The organism is Moorena sp. SIO3H5 (assembly GCF_010692395.1).
Taxonomy (GTDB): Bacteria; Cyanobacteriota; Cyanobacteriia; order Cyanobacteriales; family Coleofasciculaceae; genus Moorena.
In genome coordinates this window covers 1-26166 of record NZ_JAAHHS010000022.1, presented here as the reverse complement: position 1 = coordinate 26166, position 26166 = coordinate 1, and the positions used below count along the sequence as shown (strand labels likewise).

General features: G+C 43.2%; 19 protein-coding genes, 1 tRNA gene and 1 pseudogene. 4 read left to right on the top strand and 17 right to left on the bottom strand.

The window, feature by feature from the left end; genetic code table 11:
- The 5 genes from F6K52_RS03970 to psbZ all read right to left on the bottom strand — a co-directional run.
- Positions 1-683 (bottom strand): aldehyde dehydrogenase family protein (locus F6K52_RS03970; protein ID WP_364415933.1); only part of this gene is annotated, 683 nt, incomplete at its 3' end.
- A gap of 51 nt (positions 684-734) precedes the next feature.
- Complete coding sequence (locus F6K52_RS03965; RefSeq protein WP_293074346.1) at positions 735-1142, bottom strand: hypothetical protein; 408 nt, start codon at positions 1140-1142, stop codon at positions 735-737.
- Positions 1143-1392: 250 nt separating this feature from the next.
- Positions 1393-1464 (bottom strand) — tRNA-Gly (locus F6K52_RS03960).
- A gap of 112 nt (positions 1465-1576) precedes the next feature.
- A complete protein-coding gene (gene ribH, locus F6K52_RS03955) occupies positions 1577-2164 on the bottom strand; it encodes a 6,7-dimethyl-8-ribityllumazine synthase (RefSeq protein WP_293074342.1) in 588 nt (195 codons plus the stop codon).
- A gap of 61 nt (positions 2165-2225) precedes the next feature.
- Positions 2226-2414, bottom strand: a complete 189-nt coding sequence (gene psbZ, locus F6K52_RS03950; RefSeq protein ID WP_293074352.1) for a photosystem II reaction center protein PsbZ — start codon at positions 2412-2414, stop codon at positions 2226-2228.
- Positions 2415-2831: 417 nt separating this feature from the next.
- Here psbZ and F6K52_RS03945 point away from each other — a divergent pair, with 417 nt between their 5' ends.
- Positions 2832-5786, top strand: coding sequence for a CBS domain-containing protein (locus F6K52_RS03945; protein ID WP_293074339.1), 2955 nt, complete (start codon positions 2832-2834; stop codon positions 5784-5786).
- 41 nt (positions 5787-5827) lie between these two features.
- Entirely contained in the window at positions 5828-6985 is a 1158-nt protein-coding gene (locus tag F6K52_RS03940; protein ID WP_293074336.1) for a histidinol-phosphate transaminase, read from the top strand.
- A gap of 5 nt (positions 6986-6990) precedes the next feature.
- On the opposite strand, the gene F6K52_RS03935 is transcribed toward F6K52_RS03940, so the two are convergent.
- The 11 genes from F6K52_RS03935 to F6K52_RS03885 form a co-directional block, all read right to left on the bottom strand.
- Positions 6991-8202: a site-2 protease family protein gene (locus F6K52_RS03935; RefSeq protein ID WP_293074333.1), complete on the bottom strand. Its 1212-nt coding sequence runs from the start codon at positions 8200-8202 to the stop codon at positions 6991-6993.
- 71 nt (positions 8203-8273) lie between these two features.
- A complete protein-coding gene (locus F6K52_RS03930) occupies positions 8274-8645 on the bottom strand; it encodes a hypothetical protein (protein ID WP_293074330.1) in 372 nt (123 codons plus the stop codon).
- Positions 8646-8807: 162 nt separating this feature from the next.
- Positions 8808-9584 (bottom strand): DUF3598 family protein, encoded by a 777-nt coding sequence (locus F6K52_RS03925; protein WP_293074326.1) that lies wholly within the window; start codon positions 9582-9584, stop codon positions 8808-8810.
- 3 nt (positions 9585-9587) lie between these two features.
- On the bottom strand, positions 9588-10679 hold the full coding sequence (locus F6K52_RS03920; protein WP_293074323.1) for a hypothetical protein: 1092 nt from the start codon (positions 10677-10679) through the stop codon (positions 9588-9590).
- A gap of 508 nt (positions 10680-11187) precedes the next feature.
- Positions 11188-11937, bottom strand: a complete 750-nt coding sequence (locus F6K52_RS03915) for an SDR family oxidoreductase (RefSeq protein ID WP_293074320.1) — start codon at positions 11935-11937, stop codon at positions 11188-11190.
- A gap of 62 nt (positions 11938-11999) precedes the next feature.
- Positions 12000-12590, bottom strand: a complete 591-nt coding sequence (locus F6K52_RS03910) for a TetR/AcrR family transcriptional regulator (protein ID WP_293074318.1) — start codon at positions 12588-12590, stop codon at positions 12000-12002.
- A 229-nt stretch (positions 12591-12819) separates the two neighbouring features.
- Positions 12820-14010 carry a heparan-alpha-glucosaminide N-acetyltransferase domain-containing protein gene (locus tag F6K52_RS03905; protein WP_293074315.1) on the bottom strand — a complete coding sequence of 397 codons (1191 nt, stop codon included), beginning with the start codon at positions 14008-14010 and terminating at the stop codon, positions 12820-12822.
- Positions 14011-14213: 203 nt separating this feature from the next.
- A complete protein-coding gene (locus F6K52_RS03900) occupies positions 14214-15134 on the bottom strand; it encodes a carbohydrate ABC transporter permease (protein ID WP_293074312.1) in 921 nt (306 codons plus the stop codon).
- Between the two features lie 22 nt (positions 15135-15156).
- Positions 15157-16155 carry a sugar ABC transporter permease gene (locus F6K52_RS03895; RefSeq protein WP_293074309.1) on the bottom strand — a complete coding sequence of 333 codons (999 nt, stop codon included), beginning with the start codon at positions 16153-16155 and terminating at the stop codon, positions 15157-15159.
- A 38-nt stretch (positions 16156-16193) separates the two neighbouring features.
- Positions 16194-17339 carry a hypothetical protein gene (locus tag F6K52_RS03890; protein ID WP_293074306.1) on the bottom strand — a complete coding sequence of 382 codons (1146 nt, stop codon included), beginning with the start codon at positions 17337-17339 and terminating at the stop codon, positions 16194-16196.
- Positions 17340-17800: 461 nt separating this feature from the next.
- Complete coding sequence (locus F6K52_RS03885) at positions 17801-19147, bottom strand: ABC transporter substrate-binding protein (protein WP_293074303.1); 1347 nt, start codon at positions 19145-19147, stop codon at positions 17801-17803.
- A 243-nt stretch (positions 19148-19390) separates the two neighbouring features.
- Between F6K52_RS03885 and F6K52_RS03880 the strand changes: the two genes are divergently transcribed.
- Complete coding sequence (locus tag F6K52_RS03880) at positions 19391-19522, top strand: hypothetical protein (RefSeq protein WP_293074300.1); 132 nt, start codon at positions 19391-19393, stop codon at positions 19520-19522.
- Positions 19523-20400: 878 nt separating this feature from the next.
- Complete coding sequence (locus tag F6K52_RS03875; protein WP_293074297.1) at positions 20401-25134, top strand: hypothetical protein; 4734 nt, start codon at positions 20401-20403, stop codon at positions 25132-25134.
- Positions 25135-25445: 311 nt separating this feature from the next.
- On the opposite strand, the pseudogene F6K52_RS03870 reads toward F6K52_RS03875, so the two are convergent.
- Positions 25446-26166 (bottom strand): annotated as a pseudogene (locus tag F6K52_RS03870) (cbb3-type cytochrome c oxidase subunit I); the annotation flags it as partial.

The window sequence follows — 26166 nt, the reverse complement described above, 5'->3', positions numbered from 1 at the left end:
TCATTAGCAGACCAGTAAAGGTAGCAGTTACCGATGGCTGATTGCAAAACCGGTGCCGTTGATTGCTGGATCACCTGCTTGAGTAGGGTTGGTCGTCCGTGGGGAATTACCAAATTCAGGTATGGATTTTGAGTGACCAAATCCCGAATCGAAGCTCCCTGTCCAGAGGGCAATAGTTCCAAACATCCCGTTGGCAAACCGACCTCATCCAAAGCATTTTGCAACGCTTGAGCAATCACCTGGTTAGACTGACTAGCTTCGCTACTGCCTTTGAGAATCAGGGAGTTACCCGTTTTGACACAAAAGCCTGCAGCAATTGCACCTAGTTCAGGGAATGCCTCATAAATTAGAGCAATCACTCCCAACGGCATTAGCTGACAGTAGGTCTGAGATTGGTCAGTTTGGTAAGAGGCGTTCATCACCCGCCGGATTGGATCAGATGACTTTCCAATCCTTTCCAGGATTGCGATCGCCATCTGTAGCCTTTCTGGTGTTAGCTTCAGCCAGTCCAAAATTAGATCTGGCACTGCCATGTCCCTACTGGTTTCCAGATCTAGGGTGTTAGCTTCCAAAATATCATCAAAGGAGTTTCGCATTCCTTGAGCCATAGCCTCGATGCCACGAGAGCGCTCTTCTCCCTTGGTGTTTGCCAATGTCCAAGAAGCATGGTGGACACTGGCCATTAAATCATGTAACTTCGAGGCCTTGCTCCCAGAGTCTGTGTTCATTGTTAGTTAACGCCGGTAAGCTAGCCAAACCATCATAGCCGGAAGTACTGCTAGGAGTACTGCCAGTAATGCCCAGACTATGATACCTGGCCCTTTTTGGGAGTGAAGTGCCAAAGGCAACCAGACAATCAGCAGAACTAAGACAATACCCAAGGCTACAGGTAAGTAGCTTTCACCAAGACTACCATGGATTGTAGACCAACGATGTCCTGTCCAACGCCAAGCTTTTTTATAGGGGTAGTGGGTGGATAGTTGCTCCATCACATAACCACTTTCGTCTACCACAAAAATTTGCTGACAGCGATTGCAGCCAAGGGCTTCTGTCAGTGTAATTGGCACTAAATGACCCCGACGCCGACAAGGGCAGGGATACTCAGAGTTTATGTCAATCTTTTGACCCTTTTGAGATTGCACAAGCGTTATTAAAAACCAAAAGACATCTGCTTAGGTTTATCAAAAAACCTTTAATTGGTAGTGCTGCATGATTGATCTAAATATTAGAACACGCTAATAGCGTATCGTGTCCCAATATATTATATAAGCTTATTCTTTAAGGTTATTGATGGACACTGCTAAGGTTTGCATCAAGTTGGATACTTGAGCTGAAGGCAGCATAACCAAGGTTACCTTACTTCAGGTCTGACAGGTTTATGGACTATTCGTAAGCGGGTAACGCGATTCGAACGCGCGACATTCACCTTGGCAAGGTGACGCTCTACCACTGAGCTATACCCGCAACTCAACTTATCTCTTTATAGTATGCCAGATAAGACAAAATTTGTCAACCCCTTCTACTGAGCTTTTAGATTCAAGAAAATTAGGAAAATGTCCCAAGATTAACTCATATCTTAGGAATCAGGTTCAGATTCTGAAGCAATTGTCCAATTTGTAGAGAATGGTAGAGTTTGTTGGCCCAAAGTTCCCTGCTCAGACTCTTCATAGCCTAATATTGACTCTTGACCCCGAAAACTTCGGATCAGGTTAGCCATTTCTATGGCATTCATGGCATATTCCCAACCTTTATTGCTCTTGATTCCCGCCCGTTCTAGAGCTTGCTGCATAGTATCTACAGTTAGGATACCAAAAATAACAGGTACCCCGGTTTGAAAACCGGTGGCAGCAATGCCCTTGGCTACTTCAGCAGCGACATAATCAAAATGGGGAGTTTGACCCCGAATCACGGATCCCAAGCAAATCACTGCATCATAACGACCGCTAAGAGCAGCTTGGCGAGCCATCAATGAAATTTCAAAGCTACCCGGTACCCAAATATAGTCAACTTGAGTACCTTGGGGATTGGGATCAATGCCATGGCGTTTTAAGCAATCTTTACACCCGTCTAAGAGTTTAACTGTCACTAGGTCATTAAAGCGACCAATGATAATCGCAAACCTCAGGGAGGTAGATGATGTTAAATTTCCCTCGAAAACTGCCATGACTATCGCTGTAAAGGTTGTTTAAAGTAATAATTTGAGTCTAACTGACGGAGATTATAACCTAAACCACCAAAAAGTTGAGGGCACCGACTAGAAGCACTAAAAGCACCCACACCCCTGAACCAAGCCAAAGCAAGCGTTTTGATTGCTCCCAGTTCTGAGGTGTCGCATAAGCTACTGGTACACCGACTACCAAGACAAATGACACTAGAACTAGGGCAGTGAGTAATAGTTGGAATATAATAGTCATTTTCTGTGCTGATACCTTGACGCTAAACTTCTGTATTTTGATGCAGTCGCTCATCGGTGGGATCCCCAAGGCGGCGCTGCATCCCTAAAACTTGTTTAAAACAGGCTAATGCCTAGCTAAGCATTATAGATTTTACCAGATGGTTTTACCCTTTCTGCCAAAATTTGTGGCAATCAATGCTGTTTGAACTTTCCGATGCAGGTGATGAGTGTGGGGCGGGGGCGCGGGGAGTGTGAGGAGAGGGGATAAAAGGTTCAAAAAGTCTAAACTATTAATAGGTTAATAGTGTAAATAGGTAAATAGTGAGAGATGGAGAGATGGGGTGATGGAAACCCACCCCTAACCCCTCCCAGGAGGGGAATATGGGGAGATGAAATTGATGTTTAGCTGTAATGGGTGAGATAGGGTACGCTAATTATGGATCTGATTTTGTGTCATACCACCGCTGACTTTGATGCCCTAGGAGCAGCTGTAGGACTGACTCGCCTCAAGCCAGGAGCAAAAGCTGTACTAACTGGGGGAACTCATCCGGCTGTAAGAGATTTTTTGGCACTGCATCGGGATGAGTATGCCCTGATCGAGCGCCGCTCTGTACAATTGGCTCAGATTAATTCCATAATTATCGTAGATACTCAAAAACGCGTCCGCTTAGGGAAAGCAGCTGAGTGGTTAGACTTACCACAGTTAAACGCCATTGAAATTTACGACCATCATCCCGTACCCGAAACTGATATCCCCGCTACCTATACACAGATTGAACCTGTGGGAGCAACCACTACCTTAATTGTGGAGCAACTACAGCAATCCCAAATCGAGTTAACTACTGCTGAAGCCACGGTGATGGCATTGGGAATCCATCTCGATACAGGTTCCCTGACCTTTGACCAGACAACAGCGAGAGATGGGGCTGCTTTGACCTGGTTAATGGAGCAAGGAGCTAATCTGCGTCAGATAGCTCAGTATGTTGATCCAGGGCTATCTCCTCAATTGGAAAAATTATTTAAGCAATCTCTAGACCTTCTGCAGCGACAAACCCACTTGGGTTACACCATTTCTTGGGTATTTCTAAACACTCCTGGCCATGTGGCTGGCTTATCGAGTTTGGCATCACGCTTACTAGAATTAACTGAAAGCGATGCCCTGCTTTTGGGGGCTGAGTATAAACTAAAATCAAAAGTAGAAACCCCACAACCGGCAGATTTACCAATTGCAAGGTTTCAGGTTGAAGGTTATTCACCGTTTCCGGTTGGCGGTTTAACGGTTGAAGGTTCTGGGAGTTATTATAACCGGCAAAATTCAAAAATACAACCAAAGGCAGAAAATAACCTTGAAAGTCAAACTCAGACTAACTGTAAACCTTCTAACCTTGGCCAAAAGGCCACGCTACGCGAAGGACCTTTACCTCAAACTAAGCTCACTATAATTGGGCGGACGCGAATTGAGGGGACGGATTTGAACCAGTTGTTGCAACCCCTAGGAGGAGGTGGACATTCCCAAGCCGCTGCGGTTACCTTACGAGACTGTGATGCCCAGAAAATTCTAGAGCAGCTGGTCAACCAACTAAAAGACCAAATTCCCCAACCTCTGACGGCTCGGGATTTAATGTCCTCCCCAGTGCGCACTATTCGCCCCAATACCAAGATTAACGAAGCCCAGAGAATTTTGTTGCGCTATGGTCATTCAGGGCTTTCGGTAGTAGATCAAATTGACCAGCTGGTGGGAATTATCTCCCGACGAGACCTAGATTTAGCCTTGCACCACGGTTTTGGTCATGCCCCAGTCAAGGGCTACATGACGAAGGATGTTAAGACCATTACTCCGGAAACCTCAATGGCAGACATTCAGTCCTTGATGGTTACTTACGATATTGGGCGTTTACCCGTTCTAGAGGATGGGCAACTAATGGGGATTGTGACCCGGACTGATGTATTGCGGCAACTGTTTCAGGAAGAGTTGAATGAAAAGCCGTTGTCTAAGGTGGACGGATCAACCCTGAAACCGGCCAACCTGAAACCGGCTAACATCAAACCTCTTTTGGCTTCGAGCCTGTGGGAACTTCTGACCATAGCTGCCGAGAAAGCTCAGGAGCGGGGTTGGCATCTCTACCTAGTTGGGGGAGCTGTCAGAGACTTGTTACTAGCGGATGGGAAAAAAACACTACTCCTAAATGATATAGACTTGGTCGTGGATGGCTTTCACCGCTCAGCGGATGCGATCGCAGGAGTCACCCTGGCCAAGGAACTCCGGAAAATTTACAGTAACGTGCGCTTGGAAGTACATGGGTCTTTTCAAACCGCAGCCTTGCTATGGCATAATGACCCGACATTGGGCTCCCTTTGTGTAGATATTGCTACTGCTCGTACCGAGTTCTATCCTTATCCCGCCGCTAATCCTGAAGTCGAAGCGAGTTCCATTCGTCAAGACCTTTACCGCCGAGATTTTACCATCAACGCCATGGCAGCAAGGCTAACAAAGGTTAATCCCCAATCTCAATTGCCCCTGTTGGACTTCTTTGGGGGTATGTTAGATTTGCGATCGCATAAAATTCGAGTCCTACACGCCAATAGCTTTATTGAAGACCCAACCCGAATCTATCGAGCGGTAAGGTTTGCGGTGCGATTGGGATTTGAAATTGAACCCCAAACCAAGGAGTATATCCACTATGCCATTGAAAGTGGGGTATATCAGCGCACCCTAGCCGAAAACGCCAAAGTACCAGCACTCCAAACCAGACTTAAAGCCGAACTTAACTATATGTTGCAAGCCCCCTACTGGCAACCAGCATTGCAGTTATTGTCCTCATTGGGAGCGTTGCAGTGTCTTCATCCTACCCTAACCCTAGATAAACCATTATGGTGGCGAGTGCGTTTGCTTGGGCGCTGGCTACAGAGATTTGACCCCGAGCAAACCTTAAGGCACTGGCAGATGCGTTTGGAAGTATTAATTGCTGATCTAGCACCAGACGAAGGGGTTAAGGTCGCCAAGAATCTACAGTTGCCCGTAGACAGTGTTGAGCGTCTTCAAAAACTTGAGGGATGGAAAGCCGATATCCTAGAATCTCTACCAAAATGCCAGCTCAAGAGTCAAATGGTCCACATGTTGCGCCAGTATAAATTACCTACCTTAGTATTGATTGGGGTGCATAGTCCTAGAGCGATCCGACGTAACATTTGGCAGTATCTCACCACTTGGAGGAATGTCAAACCTGCACTGGATGGCAATGACCTCAGAAAGTTAGGCTATAAGCCAGGAGCACACTATCGGGAAATTCTGGATGCACTCTTAGACGCAACCCTAGACAGGGTAATTCAGGATCAGGCTGAGGCTAAAGCATTTCTAAAAATACACTATCCACCTGTTGACCAAGAATAGGGTAAAAGGGATAAAGGCAAACCGACAACACAGAACTGATAATGCTACAATTCATCCGCTCTGATCTATCCGAATTAACCGCCTACACACCTCATCCTGGGGGCGATCCAGGGAAAACACCAGAATCAACTGTTCCCCTGGATCGCCTGGATAGCAATGAATCCCCCTTTGACTTACCAGAAGAGTTAAAGGAAAAGTTGGCTTGGAGTTATCAACAGCTGATTGAAGCTAATCGATATCCCGATGGCGGACATGGGAAACTCAAAAATGCGATCGCAGAATACGTTAACGAATCTGCTACCCTAGACGACCGAGTAACACCAAACCAGATCTCCGTAGGCAACGGTTCCGATGAACTAATTCGTTCTATTTTGATGGCCACCTGCTTAGGAGGAGAAGGCTCAATCCTAATCGCTAATCCCACCTTCTCGATGTATTCCATACTGGCACAGACCTTAGGAATACCAGTAGTGAGTGTGGGGCGTCGGGAAGAAAACTTTGAAATCAAGATCGACGATGCCCAAGCAGCAATTGAACAGACCGTAACAGAAACCTCGACCCAACGACCACCAATACGAGTAGTATTTGTAGTTCATCCTAACTCTCCTACTGCCAACCCCTTGACTCTCCAGGAATTAGAGTGGTTGCGTGGTCTACCAAAGAACATTTTAGTAGTTATTGATGAAGCCTACTTTGAATTCAGCCAAGCCTCAGTAGTCCAAGAATTAGCGGAGCATCCCAACTGGGTAATATTAAGGACATTTTCCAAAGCATTTCGTTTAGCCACTCATCGTGTTGGTTATAGCATCGCTGACCCAGAACTAATTGCTGCTCTCGAAAAAATTCGCTTACCCTACAACTTACCCAGCTTTTCCCAAGCTGCTGCCATACTCGCTCTCAATCACAGACAAACTCTGCTAGCATCAATTCCCGAGATTATCGCCGAGCGAGATAAGTTACTAAAAGCCTTATCACAACATCCAGCCTTACAAGTTTGGCCAAGTGCTGCCAACTTCATCTATCTGCGTCTAGCACAATCCGGCAACGAGTCTACTAGCAAAGACCTGAATCAGGTAACTCAGGCCATGAAAGATCAAGGCACCCTAATACGTCATACTGGAGGAGGATTGCGGATCACCCTGGGCTCTCCTGAGGAGAATACTCGTACATTGCAACGATTACAAGCAGTTCTCCTGTGATATCTTCAAGTGTTTGTTAGCGAACGGAGGGTTTTAGCAATTTCTACCAGCTGAAACCCAGGAGGATAAACCCCTTCAGCTTTGATGCGCTCGATAGCAGCCGGTGGGATAGACAAATTTAGCTTTCTAGCAACAGCTCTAACTATATCACCCCGGTCAATTACACCCGCCACAGCTCCTGCGGGAGAAAGTACGCTCAGACGCTTAAGGTTAAGCTCCTCTAACCTATTAATCACCTCCACCAAAGGTGTGGTCTCCTCCACTGTGGGAATTTCTGATAAAGGGCGCACTATAGTTTCCAACGTCTCAGTGTCCCAACGACTACGCTCGACAAAATTTAAATCATCAATTTTCACTAGCCCACGATAGCGTCCATTAGCTGCAGCGTAGTAGGGCATTGGGTTTTGCCTATCGGTTAAGATATACTCATCCGCAAAAGAACGTAACGTCTGGTTGGCTTCCACTACCCGAAAGTCACGGGTCATGGCATTAGATGCCATCAGCTTAAGTAAAACTTCTTGCAAGGTGGTTAGCTGGTCATAGGCACTGGCATTGCGAAAAATAAACCAGCCAATCAGAGTTGGCCAAATGAATGCCAAGGTACCCGTCAGCAGAGTCATTCCTAATCCCAAGGATAGGGCTACAAGCCCAAACCCCTTACCCGTTCTGGCAGCCCAACGGACACCTGTAAACAGATCCCCAGTTAGTTTCCAGACTGCTGCTTTCAACACTTGTCCACCATCTAAGGGTAGACCAGGAATTAGGTTAAATAATGCCAAAACTAGGTTGATTCTAGCTATCTCATTGGCGATGGTATATGCCCAAGCCGAAGTGGGTAATGTCAGAGTTAGGACATAAAACAGACCAAAGAGGATGAAACTTACTAATGGTCCTGCGATCGCTACTTGAAAGGCTTCTGCTGGAGTCTTCGATTCTCGGTCGATCGACGCAATCCCGCCAAATATAAATAGGGTAATCGAATTAACTTTGATGCCTTGGGAGAGGGCAGCTAGACTGTGACCTAATTCATGTAAGAGTACAGAACTAAATAACAACAGTGCCATCGCCAATCCAGCTACCCAAGCCAAAATCGACCCTAGGCTAGAGTCGAACTCTCGCGCATTAATCATCGTTACCAATAGCAAGATGAAAAACCACGATGGGTCTAAAAACAGTGGGATTCCGAATAGAGAGCCAACTCGCCAACCTGATAGCATCACATTTTCCTTATCTGAGACCTTCCACCATAGCTCTACTATCCAGGATATAGTAACTCCCCTTTTCTGGGTTATGGCACTGCCACAGGCATCCGCTCACTCAGACGAGTGTTTAGGTCTGCAAGTAAGTCATTGCCACTACGACGAGCTTCCCAAGGACCGGTGTTATATTGATCGATTATCCACTGCCCATTGATGAAATCTTCTGACTCAGCCAGGGTACCAATATACTGGATTGGAGTCGATGAGCTGGAGAGGTATCGCTTAGTAAATTGGATCCGCCGTCCGATTACCTCACCACTTAGCTGGGCTTCTCCTAAGTAGCCGTCGTCCAAACTATTGCCAGTGATTGTATTCTTGCTTTGAACTAGAGTCACTTCAAACCGGGTGGGTACTCCCCCTTGCCAGTAAGTTCCGAGCCAAGTGCCAGTTAAGTCTGCCATTGAGAACACCAAGTTTTTGTGAGGAGTTAACTTCCTATTATACTATAATTTTGGTATATATGGCAAATTTATATAGGTGCTGGGATTAAGAAGACACCGAAACAGGGGAAAGGTGCAACTGATTCTAACTAGGAGGCTCTATAGACTAGACATAATTTGACATCAAAGGTGCAGCTGTTCCAGTGTCAGTGCAGCAAAAGCACCAGACTCGTCATACTTGACCTTCAATTGTTGCAACTTTGACGGTGTTACCAGCCAATTTGCTGCGAGAGTACAGGGAGTACCAACACTTACTTGATCTGGACAACTGATAGAAACTCCATCAGGTAAAAAGAATGTGTTATGTCCTTCCAAACCCCAGTTTAAGTGAGTTGCTACAGGCTCAGAAATATTTAAATCAGGGGTCATGGTAACAGAGCTTCCTTGCCAATTATCACTCAGATTTCTCTCGGGCACCTGTTCTATTTCTTTAGACCAATACTGACTAGGAAAACCCCTGGCATCTTCACGAATATTCGCTGTTCGGAACAAAGCTCCTTGTTTATCGTAAACAATCCCGACACTATGTCGTAATTCCTCGTACCTAAAAAATAATTCAACACCAAAATACGAATCGGGTTTTAATTGTCTGGTTACCCAAGCAGTATGACCAGATTCAAAGCAAATAGTTCTCATCGAATCAGCTTGTGGGTGAAATATGCCATCAGGTAAATTATTTTCTTGCTGATTATAGTCCCAACTTTCTTCTTTGAAGTTATCTTCAGCGTAGATATAGCGATTTACTTGATGAATTTCAGTTTTCTCTGGATTGCTCTGAAAGCTTCTCAGACTTTGAAATGATTCTTTTACTTCTCCTGAAGGAGAATACCTTGTCCAAATCCCATGCCAATCCCGCAGGTGTGCCGTGAAATTTTTCCAGTTTTGCTCTTTTAAATCCATTTTTTATCCCTCCAATAAAGTCCAAAAATAGCCATCAGGCGCAATAAATGAAAAACTTTTTTCACCAAATTCGTTTTCATATACCTGTGTTACCTGGGTGGCTTCGCTAGTACTAACACGTTGGTAATATTCCTCAATATCCCGTACCTTCATGGTATATAAACAAACTCCTAAAGAGCCAGGACGAGAGTAAGCAAGTTTGTTTATTAAAGTACCTTCAAACCGCAAAACTTCAAAGTTTCCCGAACGAGCTTGGGTTTTATCTGTACTAGAAGTCAGAGGAGCATTAAAGTAATAGTTCAGCATCCGTTCTCCATTTTCTGGTCCTTTTAGCTCCAGGATGCGGCGAGAAGCTTCGACATATTTACTTTCAGAATTATTCGTACTACGACGCAAACCAAGCACTTGGTCGTAAAAATCTAACTTTTCATGGTCGCAGTCAACAATCAGTCCCGCGTGAACGAACTCCGAAGCTTTGAAGTGAGAATCCGGATTGACAATGCCGGAATTGGGGCGAGTATAATCATGGCGCTCAAAAAAAACTTGTCGGGTTAACGGCTGGATCAGAACCATTTCATGTACGCAGGGATTAGCTTGTATAAACGGCTGGAATGGATCGGGACGATAAATTAAATTTCTCTGGGGTGGAACATAGTATACAGGTAAGCCAGCAGCGTTCGCGAAGCGGCTCCAAAGGAGCATCGCATCTTCTGCATGATTGGCAATATTAAACACATCTAAAGATAAACTAGTTCCCCAACGGCTACCCACTGCTTTTAAAGGAGTCAGTCCTAATCCTTCGTTAACTGGTTTCTCCCACACCATTAACCGCAGCAAACTTCTATCTGTAACTTGATTATGAAGGCGATGCGAACGCAAACTAGAATTGACACCATATAACTGATTAGCTTGGGTTGCACTGAGAGTACCAGATTGTCCTACACTAAAGCCAAACTGTTGCCAATACTCAATCAGAGCTGCTTCATTCTCTGCTGTTGCACCGATGGCGAGTTCGTATAAACCACTAATGGATGGAGCGTCTTCTTCTACGGTTGGTAATGATTCATTAGCCATGTTACTTTGAGGGTTTTCCATCTTTTTCTAGGTTATGTGATGAAAGTCAAAGTGCGAAAAGTGAGAAAATTTCCCCTCCTTGTTATAGTGGCCGATTCCGCTAATAATTGGCCAGGGTAAATCTATCAAATTTTTCTTTACAAATTCTCTTTTGTCTGCATTTTAGCTCAAAGGGCGAGCTCCGCAAGCGTACGCTCAATCCCACCCACAGAAATCCGTTGCGCAATCCACCCTGTTAATGCGTTAGCGAAGCCGCTCCAAAAGAGGATTGCATCCACAAGCATAAGCAATAGTCCCACCCAGCGCAAATCCGTTGCGCACTCCACTCTGTTTCACGAAAATTCTCCAAGACTGATAATGTCGCTCTAAAATAAGCTCATGTTACAGTAATAGCGCTGCGGACAGCGCTATACTTAAGTTGGAATTCATCAATAGAGGGCGTTCGCGTAGCGGCTCCATTCGCGTAGCGTGGCCCAAAGGCCAAAGACCATCGCACTAAGGCGCTTTCGCTTTAGAACGCCCCAAACTATTAAACGTTCATATAACCACCGTCTACAACTAAGTCAACCGCCGTCACGTAAGAAGACTCGTTGCTAGCCAGAAAAACGACCGCTTGGGCAATTTCCTCCGGTGTTCCTTCTCGATGGAGCGGCGCGGCTTCCTTCACAGCTTCGATAAAGCCTTCAAACGCGCCATCCGGCAGGCCGAGTTTGCTCTCAAAGTTAGTGCGAACGATACCAGGGCTGACGGCATTGACGCGAATTTGGCGGGGAGCCAGTTCAGCAGCTAGGGAACGAGCAAAGGAGCGAACAGCGGCTTTGGTGGCAAAGTAAAGGCTGCCCATCGGCACTCCTTTCTCGTTTACCGCTGACGCATTCAAAATAATGCTGGCTCCTTCATTCAACAAGCCCACTAATTTCTGAACTGTGAAAAAGACTCCTTTGACATTGATGTCGAATTGGTTATCGTAGAAAGCTTCATCCACCTGTTCAATGGAAGCAAAGTAACCAATTCCAGCATTAGCAAATAGGATATCGAGTTTGCCAAAAGTCGCTTCTACTTGGGCAGCTAGATGATCTAGATCCGCAAGCGATCGCACATCAGCTTTAACAGGGATAGCATTTTCACCTAAAGCATCTGCTGCTGCATTCAGTCGCGTTTCGTTTTGTCCGGTGATAATCACCCGTGCCCCTTGGGCAATAAACTGCTTTGCGGTTTCAAAACCAATTCCGGTAGAGCCACCAGTGATCACTGCAGTCTTATTAGCTAAACGTGTCATACTAATACCTCAAATCAAATATCAAAACATTGACCATTCGGTCTAAGTTAGACCAAAAAAAATTAGTTACCCTTCAGAACGCACAATGCCGCTTGCACCGTCCCCTCTAGTGTGGTGTCGTCATTCATCACCCGACCCAGCAACGCCATACCCTGTGTTGTACACAACAGTAAACGAGCCAGATCCCGAGGATTCACGGTAGAATTGACTTCCCCCGCAACTTGGGCACGGGTAAGGGTAGTACAGAACATGTCTTCTACCTGCCGCAGATACCCCCGCATGACTTTGGCCACTGCTTCATCCTCTGTATTGAAATCGGCAATATTGGTGCCGAGCATACAGCCACAGCTACCTGGTTGGCTGTGCATCTCCTGGAATTCCAGAAGCAATTGGGTCAGGTTTCCCAAAGGCGAGCCATCTGCAGATAAGCGATCGCGCATGTCCCGAATCGTTGTCTGAGCATAGTGCTCTAACGCTTTGAGGAATAGCGATTGCTTGTTACCAAAGGTGTCATACAAGCTTTTTTTGCCAATCCCCATAGTTTTCAGCAACTCCGATAGGCTGGCAGCTTCATAGCCATGGGCCCAAAACACTTCCATAGCCTTGGTTAAGGCGACTTCAGGATCGAATTGCTTTTGGGGACCACGAGTCATTGGAAACCTGCTTGATTGATGACCATGAATTAAGACTAACACAACCTAAACCGATTGGTCAAGGATTATTTTCAAATTTAGGCAGGGAGCAGGGAATCAGGGATCGGGAGTCGGGAATCGGGAGTCGGGAATCGGGCAGAAGTCGTTTTGGATTCTTGTTTATGCAAGCCTTTTTATTAGTATTGACAAATTAAAATTAACATGGTATTAGAAGTTATCAATCCTGAGGCTACAAATAATTTAACCACCAATACTTATGGTGACTTTTGAAATTAGCAAACCAATGACATATAGGATAAAGAATTATAATTATAATTAGCCAGATCAGATAAACATGGGGGAGACTATAACCATAATTCTCTGGCATAGCACTTTTATCTAAGTAAGGTAGAATTACTGCTTTTATACCATACTTAGGTAGCGATAATACAATGGCAGCCAAATGGATTACCCAAAGGTGAATAATATAAAAGAATAAAGGAACTCTTCCAAACCTGATCAATGGCTTAAGAAATCGAAATCTTTTAATTTCAAATCCATAAAGTATTAACAAGGCTAGGCCAATAGTGATTAATAAGTACAGTAATGAAGGCGGATATTTCTGGCAATCAATAAATGAAAATAGTGTTTTAGTAAAATTAGATTGAAATGACCAAGGCTTGGGATCACCGTAAAAATTTATTCCTCGAATCACAAGAAAACTTAAAATTAAGCCAAACCCCAAGTTTCGCAACCAACGTATACGCTGATGTTTCTCGAAACTAACTACTTTTCCAAATGCATAGCCAATCGCCATTACACCAACCCAAGGGATGATAGGATAACCAATAAAAAAGCGAATTCCTGGGGATGGCATAAACATTTTACGTTCATGAAGAAACGACCAAAGCCAAGTCAAATTTCCAAAATTGTCAGCCTGGATACCATCCAATAAATTATGTCCAGCTATCAGGATAATCCCAATTATGGCTATACTTCTAATTGGAAGATGAATCAGTGCAGCTAAAATAATCATAGACCAGCCAATTGCCCATAAGACTCCCATACCAAAAAAACCTGGATAAAATGTCCATGCCCAACTAATTACTGTTAAGTCTAAGACAATGAGCCAAAGTCCACGAATTACAAGGAATTTAGATAGTTCTTTTGGGCTGTTCCTCCGTTTTAGAGAAAGATAGGCAGCAATACCTGCTAGAAAAATGAATGATGGTGCACATAAGTGCGTCACCCATCTAGTAAAAAAGAAAGGAAGGTTTGATTGGTTTATATCTAACGGATGAAAACCAGGATTAGAAAAAAAAATTCTTACATGGTCTAATGCCATTAAAACCATAACTAACCCACGTAATAAATCGATGGATACCAAACGCTTAGTTATGGGTTGGGCTTTTGTGTTAGGAGTAGAATCATCTAAAGTCATGCTTTGCCAGTTTTTCAGGTGTGCCGTAGCATCTGATCAAGTTAAACTTGAGCATTAAAAAATATATCATGAAACCCAATGCTGATTTATAAGAACACCAAAAAAATATCGGTTCTCTTTCCTAGTTTTATCTATTGCCTATTCCCTATTGCCTAAAACCCAGAGATTTGTACCTCATGAGTATAATAATTTATATAAAAGTATCAACCCTTAACCGAACCAGCTAAAATCCCCCGCACAAAGTACCGCTGTAGAACAAAAAACACAATCAGTGGTACAATCATGGTGACAAATGCACCAGAGGTAAGAAGATGCCACTGCTGCCCACGATAACCTACTATATTTGTTAATCGGATCGTTAGCGGAGCAACGTCTGGTGTACCTCCGAGATAGACTAAAGCAACTAGCAAGTCATTCCATACCCAGAGAAATTGAAACACAGCAAATGATGCGATCGCAGGCATGGATAGAGGTACAATCACCTGGGTAACGATGGTCAGATGAGAGGCACCATCCACTGCGGCTGCTTCGATTAACTCCTGAGGCAAACTAGCAATATAATTACGCAATAAATAAATTCCTAAGGGCAAACCATAGCCTGTGTGCGCTAACCAAATACCTAATAATGTACCGGAAAGTCCTAGATATCCGTAGACTCGCAATACCGGAATCAGAGTCATCTGTAACGGGACTACCAGCAAGCCAACTACTACCATAAACAATACTTGGCGACCAGGAAATTTCATCCAAGCAAACCCATAGGCAGCAAAAGTAGCGATCGCAATCGGAATGACTGTAGCGGGAATCGAGATAGCCAGACTATTGAGAAATGCCTGTCCCATCCCTTCGGAGGTAATCACATCAATATAGTTACCCAGGTGGTATTGGGTGAAATTGAAAGGGTGTTGGAAGACTGACCACCAACCGGTTTTGAGCACATCATCTCGGTAGCGCAGGGAACTAATGAACAAACCAACAGTGGGTAGAGTCCAGATCAACGAGATGATAATCAGGGTCAGATGAATCGGGATTTTCCAGAAGAATTGCTGTAGGTGTTGGGATTTTGCTAAAAAGAGCGGTTTTGGTGCCATAGGTGGGTTAAAGTCATGTCTGGAATTGGTCAATTTCTTTATTTAGTTTTGAGCATCAACGGCTATTCTCCTGCTCTCGAAACCGACGGATATTGCTAATCATAACTGGAATAATAACTAGTAATAAAATAACTGCGATCGCACTACCTCGTCCAAAGTTCCGATAATTGAACATTTCCTTAATCATACGAGACGCAATCACTTCCGTATTTTGATTACCACCGGTCATCACCCAGACAATATCAAAAACTTTCAGCACCGCTATTACTACAGTAGTCACAACCACAGCAATAGTCCCTTGTATCATCGGAATAGTAATTTTCCAAAAGATTTGCCACTCACTAGCTCCATCTATCCGTGCAGCTTCGATAATATCTTTGGGGATACCTTTGATTGCAGCAGAGAGCAAAATCAAGCAAAACCCTGTCTGCAACCAAATCATAATCACAATCAGAGCATAATTATTAAGTTCGCGCTCCACTAACCAACCTACAGGCTCAAATCCTAAACTGGTAATAATGCCATTGAGTAAGCCAATTTGTTCTGAGCCAGCTGGACGAAAAGCATAGATAAATCGCCAAATCACGCTAGCTCCCACAAAGGAAATTGCCATTGGCATAAAGATTATAGACTTGGCTACAGGTTCATAGCGTACCCGATCCACCAGCACCGCAATAATTAAACCCAATCCTACACTAAATCCTGTTACCAATACCAACCAAAGGACATTGTTACGAAAAGCGATTCCCATATTAGGGTTGGTAAAGGCAAAGATGTAATTGTCCAGTCCCACAAAATTTTGCGATCGCTTATCCAAGAAGCTGATATAGATAGTATTGAGGGTGGGGAGAATCAGGTAAGCGGTTAGTAATGCTAAAGCAGGGGCTAAGTATACCCAAGCCATAAAATGCTTTCGCGTAGCGTGACGTTCAGTCAATCGCGTTTTATTGGCTAGCTGATTTACCAAGCCATTCATGCCATATAACAAAGCCATCACCCCACCACAGCCTATAACAACGGCGAGAATGAAAGTAACAATTTTGAGCAATACCATCCTTTATTGCCTCATCACTTCATCACCTGATCACCTGTTCACTTTATCACCTCATATATATCTCTCACCGAATCTCGTTTATTGCCATACTCTAAGTTATATAATTTATAATTTTTCTGCCACCGTTCCAGTTCATAGATAGATATTGATTTAGCGATAATGTCAGTGCTTCTTGCCCGATCACCTACTTGTGCATCCGTTGTAAATACTCCACAATTAATTTGGTTAGTTGATAGCTTCCAATAATTCCTCAATTTGTCTTTACAATCAATGACTTGTTCCACTACCTTATTTCTATGCTTATTTCTTTTACTTCTTTCGTGCTTTCCTGTCGCTTCAGTATTAATATATTTAGTTTTGATTAAAACTAAATCATTATTTTTACTAAGATAAACAAAATTAACTTTTCCTAAATTTGTATAGTCTTTAATTATGGCTTGCTCAAACATCAGGAGCTTACTACAGCTTGGAAACAATGACTTGATGTTGAAAAATAGATATGCCTGTAAGAGAAGTTCCTTGTTATAGGGTAAATCAATAAAACCTCTAAAAAAATGCCTCAGATTTTCTTCAATTTGTGGCTGTTTACGTTGACAATATAAAACAAATTTTTCAATCACTAAATCCCGTTTATTGCCATGCTCTAAGTTATATAATTTATAATTTTTCTGCCACCGTTCCAGTTCATAGATAGATATTGATTTAGCGATAATGTCAGTGCTTCTTGCACGATCACCTACTTGTGCATCCGTTGTAAATACTCCACAATTAATTTGGTTAGTTGATAGCTTCCAATAATCCCTAAATTGCTCTTTCCAATCAATGACTTGTTCCACTACCTTATTTCTATGCTTATTTCTTCTAGTTCTTTCGTGCTTTCCTGTCGCTTCAGTATCAATATATTTGGTTTCAATTAAAAATAAACCGTTGTTTTTACTAAGATAAACAAAATCAACTTTACCTAAATTTGTATAGTCTTGGATTAAGGCTTTTTCAAACAACAGGAGCTTACTACAGTTTGGAAATAATGACTTGATGTTGAAAAAGAGATATGCCTGTAAGAGAAGTTCTGTATCATAGGGGAAACCAATCACCCCTAGAAAAAAACGTCTGATATCTTCTTCACTTTGTGGCTGCTCACGTTTACAATAGGAAACAAATTTATCAATCTGACTAGTATTCATGGCTTATTTATTCTTCAAACTTGAGTTTGACCTAAAGGTAGAATCATAAATTTACGGTGTTGCTCAATTGTGGAAGACCCAACTATACAAAAGTATCCAAACCCTATTCAGCAACGCTAAATTTATAGTAGTCACTGATATCCTACTATATCCTGCCTGCTTACACCCCAAAGGATTGCCGTTATAGCGGAGCGAAGTGCAATTGCTAATATTGTAATCAGAGATTTAATCGTAATTAATGCCTCAACGGCGCTATTGTCCCTTTGAATAAATTGCGACGAATAACTGAAAAGAATAGACCAGGACTTTTGACGATATGATGATTAATAAACTTGATTTGATATCAGTGTCTTATAGTTACAGATTTCCCAGGCAATTCTGCTAAAGTAACATTATAAGGCGATTTTAAATATTTTTTTTACAATCACTAATCTATAATTCCTAATAGTTAATCTGACTACTTAATCTGGCCAACTGTCCTCAATAGTTTTCAGCACTGTATCCACATCTGTCCCACCAATATAATCAACAATGCCACTCCAGAATGTCCCAGTTCCCACAGCTCCTGGCATCATATCCGAACCATCGAAGCGCACAATATCCGCATTGGCTAAGATTTCTGCTTGACGTTTAACAATGTCATTGGGGTAAGCATCCAAACTAACCTGTTTATGGGGTGAAACATAATCTCCCTGACTTGCCCAGATAGTATGGGGTTGGGCAGTTGAGAGATACTCCATCAACTTCCGTGCTTCTGGAGTATCCTTAAACATAGCAGTCACAATACCAGATACTAACACTGGCACCCCCAATTCCTGTTTAATACCCGGTAACGGAAACATACTCACATCCTTACCTAGCGCTACATCTTTAGGAAAGGAGCTAGTGATAAAGCTAGCTTGGCGATGCAGATAGCAACCTGGGGGATTATCAAATAACGGTGCAGTTGCGTCACCAAAGGGAGTGCTAATAATACCAACAGTGCCACCAAACACATACTTAGGATTAAGGGCAATGTTGCCAAACTGCTCAAAAGCATTCTTAACCGCTGGGTGATTAAAGGGAATCTTGTGAGCAACCCACTGGTCATAGACTTCCCCACCAACCATGCGCAACATAATATCTTCAATCCAGTCAGTACCAACCCATCCTGTAGCCGCACCACTTTCTATTCCGATGCACCAAGGGACACTGCCATCTGCCACAATCTGATCCGACAGTGCCATCATTTCATTCCAGGTGGTAGGGATTTTGTAACCAGCTGCCTTAAACGCAGCTCGATTGTACCAAACCAAGCTTTTGACCGCCGCCCTAATCCACACCCCGTATACTTTACTATCGACAGTTGCCAAATCTAGCCAGTTTTGAGAGTAAGCAGCAGATAACTGGGATTTGTCCATGAAGGTATCCAGAGGAACCAGTTGACCTTCCCTAGCAAAGTCAGCCATCAAACCCGGTTGAGGGAACATGGCAATATCGGGAGGATTACCAGATTCCACCCGCACAGGTAGGAGGGTTGCGAAATCACTACTGGCTTCATACACCACCTTGATACCCGTTTCTTTAGTGAAGGGTTCTAGTATCTGTTCCATGATTTGCTCCCCTTCCCCTGTCATTACTCCCAGGATAGTAACCGTATTGCTTTTAGTTTCTCCACCTTTGGGGGCACAGGCGACTAAAACTAACGATAAACCTAGAAATACAGTAGTAAATACCGTGTTAGGAGCAGATTTAGTTCTAAATTTAGCAAAAAGTTGTCCTATCTGCTCGACAACACCTATCTTGATCCAGAATTTGGGTCTGAACATCTTTCAATTATGAGCCTTAGTAAATAATTACACTCATACTCTGAGTACAATTCCGTTCCAAGATAACCCTACTCAATGACTTGAGCAACAACTTAGGGAGGGGAAGCTTGAGGAATCAGAACGCACAGATGAAAGACTCTATGTTTGAAAGGCAGGCTTGATCAACCTGAGGGGGTGACAACAAGGCTAAAAAATAGACAGGGTATCGGGTGTGGGGTTTGGGGTGTGGGGAAAATAGAAGCGATGCAGCGCGGTCTTGGGGAGGCAGCGCTGCATCGCTTTCTTATCACCCACACCCTACACCCCACCCCCTACACCCCACACCTCACGTCTTTGTTAAAAACCTACCCCTGTGAGGCCCTTAAGCCACCCTAAGCACCCTACGCAACTAAGCCGATGCTATGGTTGCCAGCTATGAGCCATTCATAATGCTGGCAACAAAAGCAATCGCACAAAAGGGCATCATGGCGACATCACCCACAAAAAAAAGCTTAAGCTAAATGCTAAATAATTACCAATAAACAGTGACCTAGAGAAATTACTGATTTTAGCCTCTATCTATTTGTTAGAAATTTATACTAACTTCACATAACTAGGATTGGACTTCGACGTAAACTGGTAAATTTTGATAGTTTATCCCTATTCCTAGGCTTTATTTATAAATTTTATAAATGAGATGTAAATATATTAGGTCTTTTTTTAGTAGACAATAAAACGCTGGAGCTATTCTCCCTATTGAGTTTTGGATTTTAATTTTTGGCTCTTACCTAAGGCATAGTGTTCATAAATAAAATAAACAAGTTATCTGATTGTGTAGCTAAATTGCTAATCATACTCTTAAATAAACCTTCATCGTTCATACTTAAAATACTCTCTAAACTTCTTTATGTGAATTTTTTCAAAATTACTGATTTTTGTCCGGAGTGACGTTTTTGAAAAATTTTGCATATAAGCCGTAAAAAATAAACAAAAAACAAACAAAAACATACACATATCAACCTTGAACGCAAACATATATAGTTCATGATTAATTTAATATTAGGGATTTTAACTAGGAAAAAAATATGGTTTATCACCAAAGTTTCCTATAAAATTAAGTGCCTTTGACCAGTTATCAAATGGGGTTATAGCTACGATTAATGGCAACTGGCAATAAGCAATTAAACATCAACTATTAACAATTGCGCGTAGCGCAACGGCCAAATCATTCACGTAACTAGGCTTTGTCAAGCAGTAAGAGTTAACTAAAAGCAATGTCTGACACATCTTCCTCAACTGATTCACTTCTGGCTCATCACCAGTGGAACACTAATACTATTACCTACAGCTTCTATAACGATGCTAATAGTGGTCCTTATTACGGACCTGAAACCGGGGTTTCAGAAATCTCAGAAAAAACCAAAGACAATATCCGAAGCATCCTGGAAACTCTGGAAAGATACCTTGATGTTGATTTCCATGAGGTAGTAGATACAGCAAAAGACTATGGTCTATTGCGCTACATGGTATCTGATGGTCCGGGCTATGCCTATGCCTATTTGCCTAACGGATCTAATACCAACTTCCGCTGGAGGTCGGATGTGGCCGGGGATGTGCATTTGAACTCAAAATACGACACCACAGGTCATAACGGATTTGCTGACGACCCAGGGAATCATGGCTACATGACCCTGATTCACGAGATAGGACATGCTCTGGGGTTAAAACATCCTAATAAATACGAGGAGCATGATTACGGTCCATTTTTGCCCTTTAATGAGGACAATACCACCAACACAGTAATGTCGTATAACTTTGCTGGGAAACGAGCGATTACCCCAATGACTTACGACATTCAAGCATTACAGTCTATCTATGGCGCTAGGGAGTATAATGACGACGATACTACTTACTCCTTTAAAAGCGTTTATTACTACACAGATGGTAGTGATGATTATGGTTCAACCGACGAAGAAATTAAGCAAACCCTCTGGGATAGTGGTGGTATAAATACCTTCGACTTTTCAAAGCTGACTGATTTGGATACAGGTTACCACTTTGATATGAATCAGGGGGGTATTATAACCACCCAAAACGCTTACAATGGTAGCTCTTATAAAGCTAGGAGCGATAACAGCGGAAAGAAATACGTTACGTCTAAATTTGGGACTGCGATCGCATTCGATACAGTTTTTCACAATCTGATCAACTCCAACAGTGACGATTACATCATTGCCAATAGTGCGGCCAATATCTTTAGCGGTTATGAATTTGGAATTTCCACAGGTGATGATATTATTGAAGGCTCGAACAATCAAGATAATTTATATCTTTCCAATTATGCTTTCTCTAGTGTCACTCAAATCCAAAGCGGTGATGACCTGATTCTTGATCTAGGCTGGGATAGTTCGATTACCCTCAAAGACTACTATAAAGTCTCTGAAAGCAATCGCCTTAACATTATCTTCGAGGAGGAGAGTCCACCACCTGTATGGGAAAAGAGTATTGTTCCGGAGAAAATAACAAATATTAGCAAGGTTCAGGATATTCAAAAGGAGCCTCAACCTACCAACACTGCTCCGACGGATATCAGCCTTGATGGCAACAGTGTCAATGAATTCAGTAACAATGGTACTACCATTGCTACCCTGAGTACTAATGATGTGGATGCCGGAGATACCCATACTTATAAATTAGTACATGATGCTCAAGGTCGCTTTAAAATTGATGGCAATCAACTACAAGTCAAAAAAGGCCACCTCTTAGACTTTGATAAAAACTCTAGTCATGATATCAAAATCCGCACCACCGACTCCGGGGGTGAAAGCTACGATAAAACCTTTACGATTCAAGTCCAAAACCAAAATACTGCTCCGACGGATATCAGCCTTGATGGCAACAGTGTCAAGGAATTAAGTGAAAATGGTATCACTATTGGTACGCTGACTACTAGTGATGTGGATGCCGGAGATACCCATACATATAAATTAGTACATGATGCTCAAGGTCGCTTTAAAATTGATGGCAATCAACTACAAGTCAAAAAAGGCCACCTCTTAGACTTTGATGTCAACTCTAGTCATGATATCAAAATCCGCACCACCGACTCCGGGGGTGAAAGCTACGATAAAACCTTTACGATTCAAGTCCAAAACCAGAATAATGCTCCGACGGATATCAGCCTTGATGGCCACAGTGTCAATGAATTCAGTAACAATGGTATCACTATTGGTACGCTGACTACTAGTGATGTGGATGCCGGAGATAGCCATACTTATAAATTAGTACATGATGCTCAAGGTCGCTTTAAAATTGATGGCAATCAACTACAAGTCAAAAAAGGCCACCTCTTAGACTTTGATGTCAACTCTAGTCATGATATCAAAATCCGCACCACCGACTCCGGGGGTGAAAGCTACGATAAAAAGTTTACGATTCAAGTCCAAAACCAAAATCATGCTCCGACCGATATCACCCTTGATGGCCACAGTGTCAATGAATTCAGTAACAATGGTATCACTATTGGTACGCTGACTACTAGTGATGTGGATGGGGAAGATACCCATACCTATGAGTTATTCGATGATCCAGAAGGTCGCTTTGAAATTGTTGGCAATGAACTAAAAGTCAAAAATGGCAGCCTGATCGACTTTGATGTCAACTCTAGTCATGATATCAAAATCCGCACCACCGACTCCGGGGGTGAAAGCTACGATAAAACCTTTACGATTCAGGTCGAAAACCAAAATCATGCTCCAACGGATATCACCCTTGATGGCAACAGTGTCAAGGAATTCAGTAACAATGGCACTACCATTGCTACCCTGAGTACTAATGATATTGATTGGGGAGATCACCATACCTATAAGTTATTCGATGATCCAGAAGGTCGCTTTGAAATTGTTGGCAATGAACTAAAAGTCAAAAATGGCAGCCTCTTAGACTTTGATAAAAACTCTAGTCATGATATCAAAATCCGCACCACCGACTCCGGGGGTGAAAGCTACGATAAAAAGTTTACGATTCAAGTCCAAAACCAAAATCATGCTCCGACCGATATCAGCCTTGATGGCAACAGTGTCAAGGAATTAAGTGAACATGGTATCACTATTGGTACCCTGACTACTAGTGATGTGGATGCCGGAGATACCCATACTTATAAATTAGTACATGATGCTCAAGGTCGCTTTAAAATTGATGGCAATCAACTACAAGTCAAAAAAGGCCACCTATTAAACTTTGATGTCAACTCTAGTCATGATATCAAAATCCGCACCACCGACTCCGGGGGTGAAAGCTACGATAAAAAGTTTACGATTCAGGTCGAAAACCAGAATAATGCTCCAACGGATATCACCCTTGATGGCAACAGTGTCAAAGAATTCAGTAACAATGGCACTACCGTTGCTAGGCTGACTACTGAGGATCCTGATTGGGGAGAACACCATACCTATAAGTTATTCGATGATCCAGAAGGTCGCTTTGAAATTGTTGGCAATGAACTAAAAGTCAAAGATGGCAGCCTGATAGACTTTGATAAAAACTCTAGTCATGATATCAAAATCCGCACCACCGACTCCGGAGGTAAAAGCTACGAGGAAACGTTCACTATCGAAGTCCTCGAAAACCAGATCAGCACCATCGATCCCAAGGGTAAAAGCTACGATAAAACGTTCACTATCGAAGTCCCCGAAAAGCAGAATAGTGCTCCAACGGATATCAGCCTTGATGGCAACAGTGTCAAGGAATTCAGTGACAATGGCACTACCATTGCTAAGCTGACTACTCAGGATGTTGATTGGGGAGATACCCATACTTATAAGTTATTAGATGATGCTCAGGGTCGCTTTGAAATTGTTGAAGATCAACTAAAAGTCAAAAAAGGCCACCTCTTAGACTTTGATCTCAACTCTAGTCACCCGATCAAAATCCGTACCACCGATTCCGCAGGTGAAAGCTACGATAAAATTTTCACGATTGAAGTCCTTAACCACGATTGGGAAAGCAAATCGATTAAGGGAGGCCGTTACGATAACCGGCTTGAAGGCGGTCATGGTGATGATCAGCTTCGGGGTCATCACAATAATGACACACTAATTGGTGGCTCGGGTGATGACACTCTTTCAGGAGATTCTGGGGATGACAGTCTTGTGGGAGGTTCCGGTAACGACTCCCTCAAAGGAACTTGGGGCAATGACATTCTCGATGGTGGGGATCATGATGACACTCTCAGAGGTGGTCAGGGAGATGACTTCCTTTCTGGCGGTCTTGGCAATGATTCGATGATGGGAGATGTAGGCAACGATACCCTAGAAGGTAGTTTAGGTCAGGACACTCTGAGCGGAGGTTCAGGTGATGACATCATGGACGGTGGTGATCAGGATGATACTCTCAGAGGAGGTAAGGGAAATGACACGCTCAAAGGTGGCTTTGGCCATGACTACCTCAGAGGAGACCAAGGAAATGACAGCCTTGAGGGTGCCTCTGGTAATGACTATTTGATTGGAGCTTCGGGTAATGACAGTCTTGATGGTGGTAGTGGCAATGATACCCTAAAAACTAGCTCTGGTAACAACGATTTGAGCGGAGGTTCGGGTGATGATCTCCTCAACGGTGGCCGGGACCATGACATGCTTAAGGGTGGCTCTGGCAATGACTCTTTGATTGGAGGTTCCGGTGATGATACCCTCAATGGAGTTGGAAATGATTCCCGAGGTAATGGTGAAGTTGATGTTCTTGTTGGTGGAGGTGGATCAGATACTTTTCTCCTAGGAGATAATGATGGCGCTTTCTACCAAGGTGGGGGTGACAATGATTATGCAGAGATTTATGACTTAGATTCTCAAGACATGATTCAGCTCTATGGTGTAGCGGATCAATATGATGTGCTAGAGGCTGATAATGGGTTACCCGGTAGCACAGCTTTGTCTTTTGAGGGTGATTTGATTGCAGTATTCAAAGATGCATCTGTGAGTGATGTCACCAGTAGCATGGAATTTCTTTCCTAATCTGAGCAGTTGTAAGATTGGCAAGATGACCGCAGTTAGGGAATATGGGTAAGAATCTACCGGGTGCATCTCAATGCATACAATTAGGCAAAAATTACCACACTTCCGACACTTCCCGCTCTCCCCACACTCTCCTTCTTTTTTACAAAAATAGCGCAATGGGATTGGCAAGAGGCAAGAAGCAAAAGTTGACGTGCAAAGTCCGCAGGTGCGCTTTCCGTGATGGCGAGCAATCACTTGACCATAGANCTCGAATAAGCGATGGCTTGATAACCAAATATTGGTTTGCGGGAATGAACGGGGATAACCTAGGAAATTACCCCAAAGAAGGGCAAAATCATAATGTATACTGCCGGATGGGAGTAAAACCAGAACATATGCTGGTAAATAACGGGATCGCCTCCACCAGTGGGGTTAAAAAATGCTGTCCCAGCAAGCAAGTCAAAAGATAGCAGAATTAGCGCCCCCGCTAACACTGGAGTAGAAATTAACGCCAGGGCGGAAGTTGACAACATTGCCCAGCAAAATAAAGGCATTTTGTTAAATGTCATACCGGGGGTACGCATCTTGAAAAGGGTGACGAGAAAATTAATCGCCCCCAAAATCGAGGATGTACCTAGCAGGAGTACACTCATAATCCAAATTGCTTCCCCTACTTCCCCTGTTACCAAGCTCAGGGGTGGGTAAGAAGTCCAACCAGCATCTGGAGCATCACCCACAATTAAGCTGGATATCAGTAGTATTCCTGCTGGGGGAATAATCCAAAATGCCAGGGCATTGAGACGAGGGAACGCCATATCCTTTGCCCCAATCATCAAAGGGAGCAAGAAATTAGCAAAACCTGCACCTGCGGGCACAATCCACAAAAAAATCATGATTGTGGCATGCAGAGTAAATAAACCGTTGTATATTTCTGGGTCAACAAAATCTGAACTTGGTGTCCGTAATTCTGTGCGCACCAAATCAGCTAAAACGCCGCCAACACAGTAAAAAAGGAAAGTTGTAACTAGATATTGAACGGCAATTACTTTG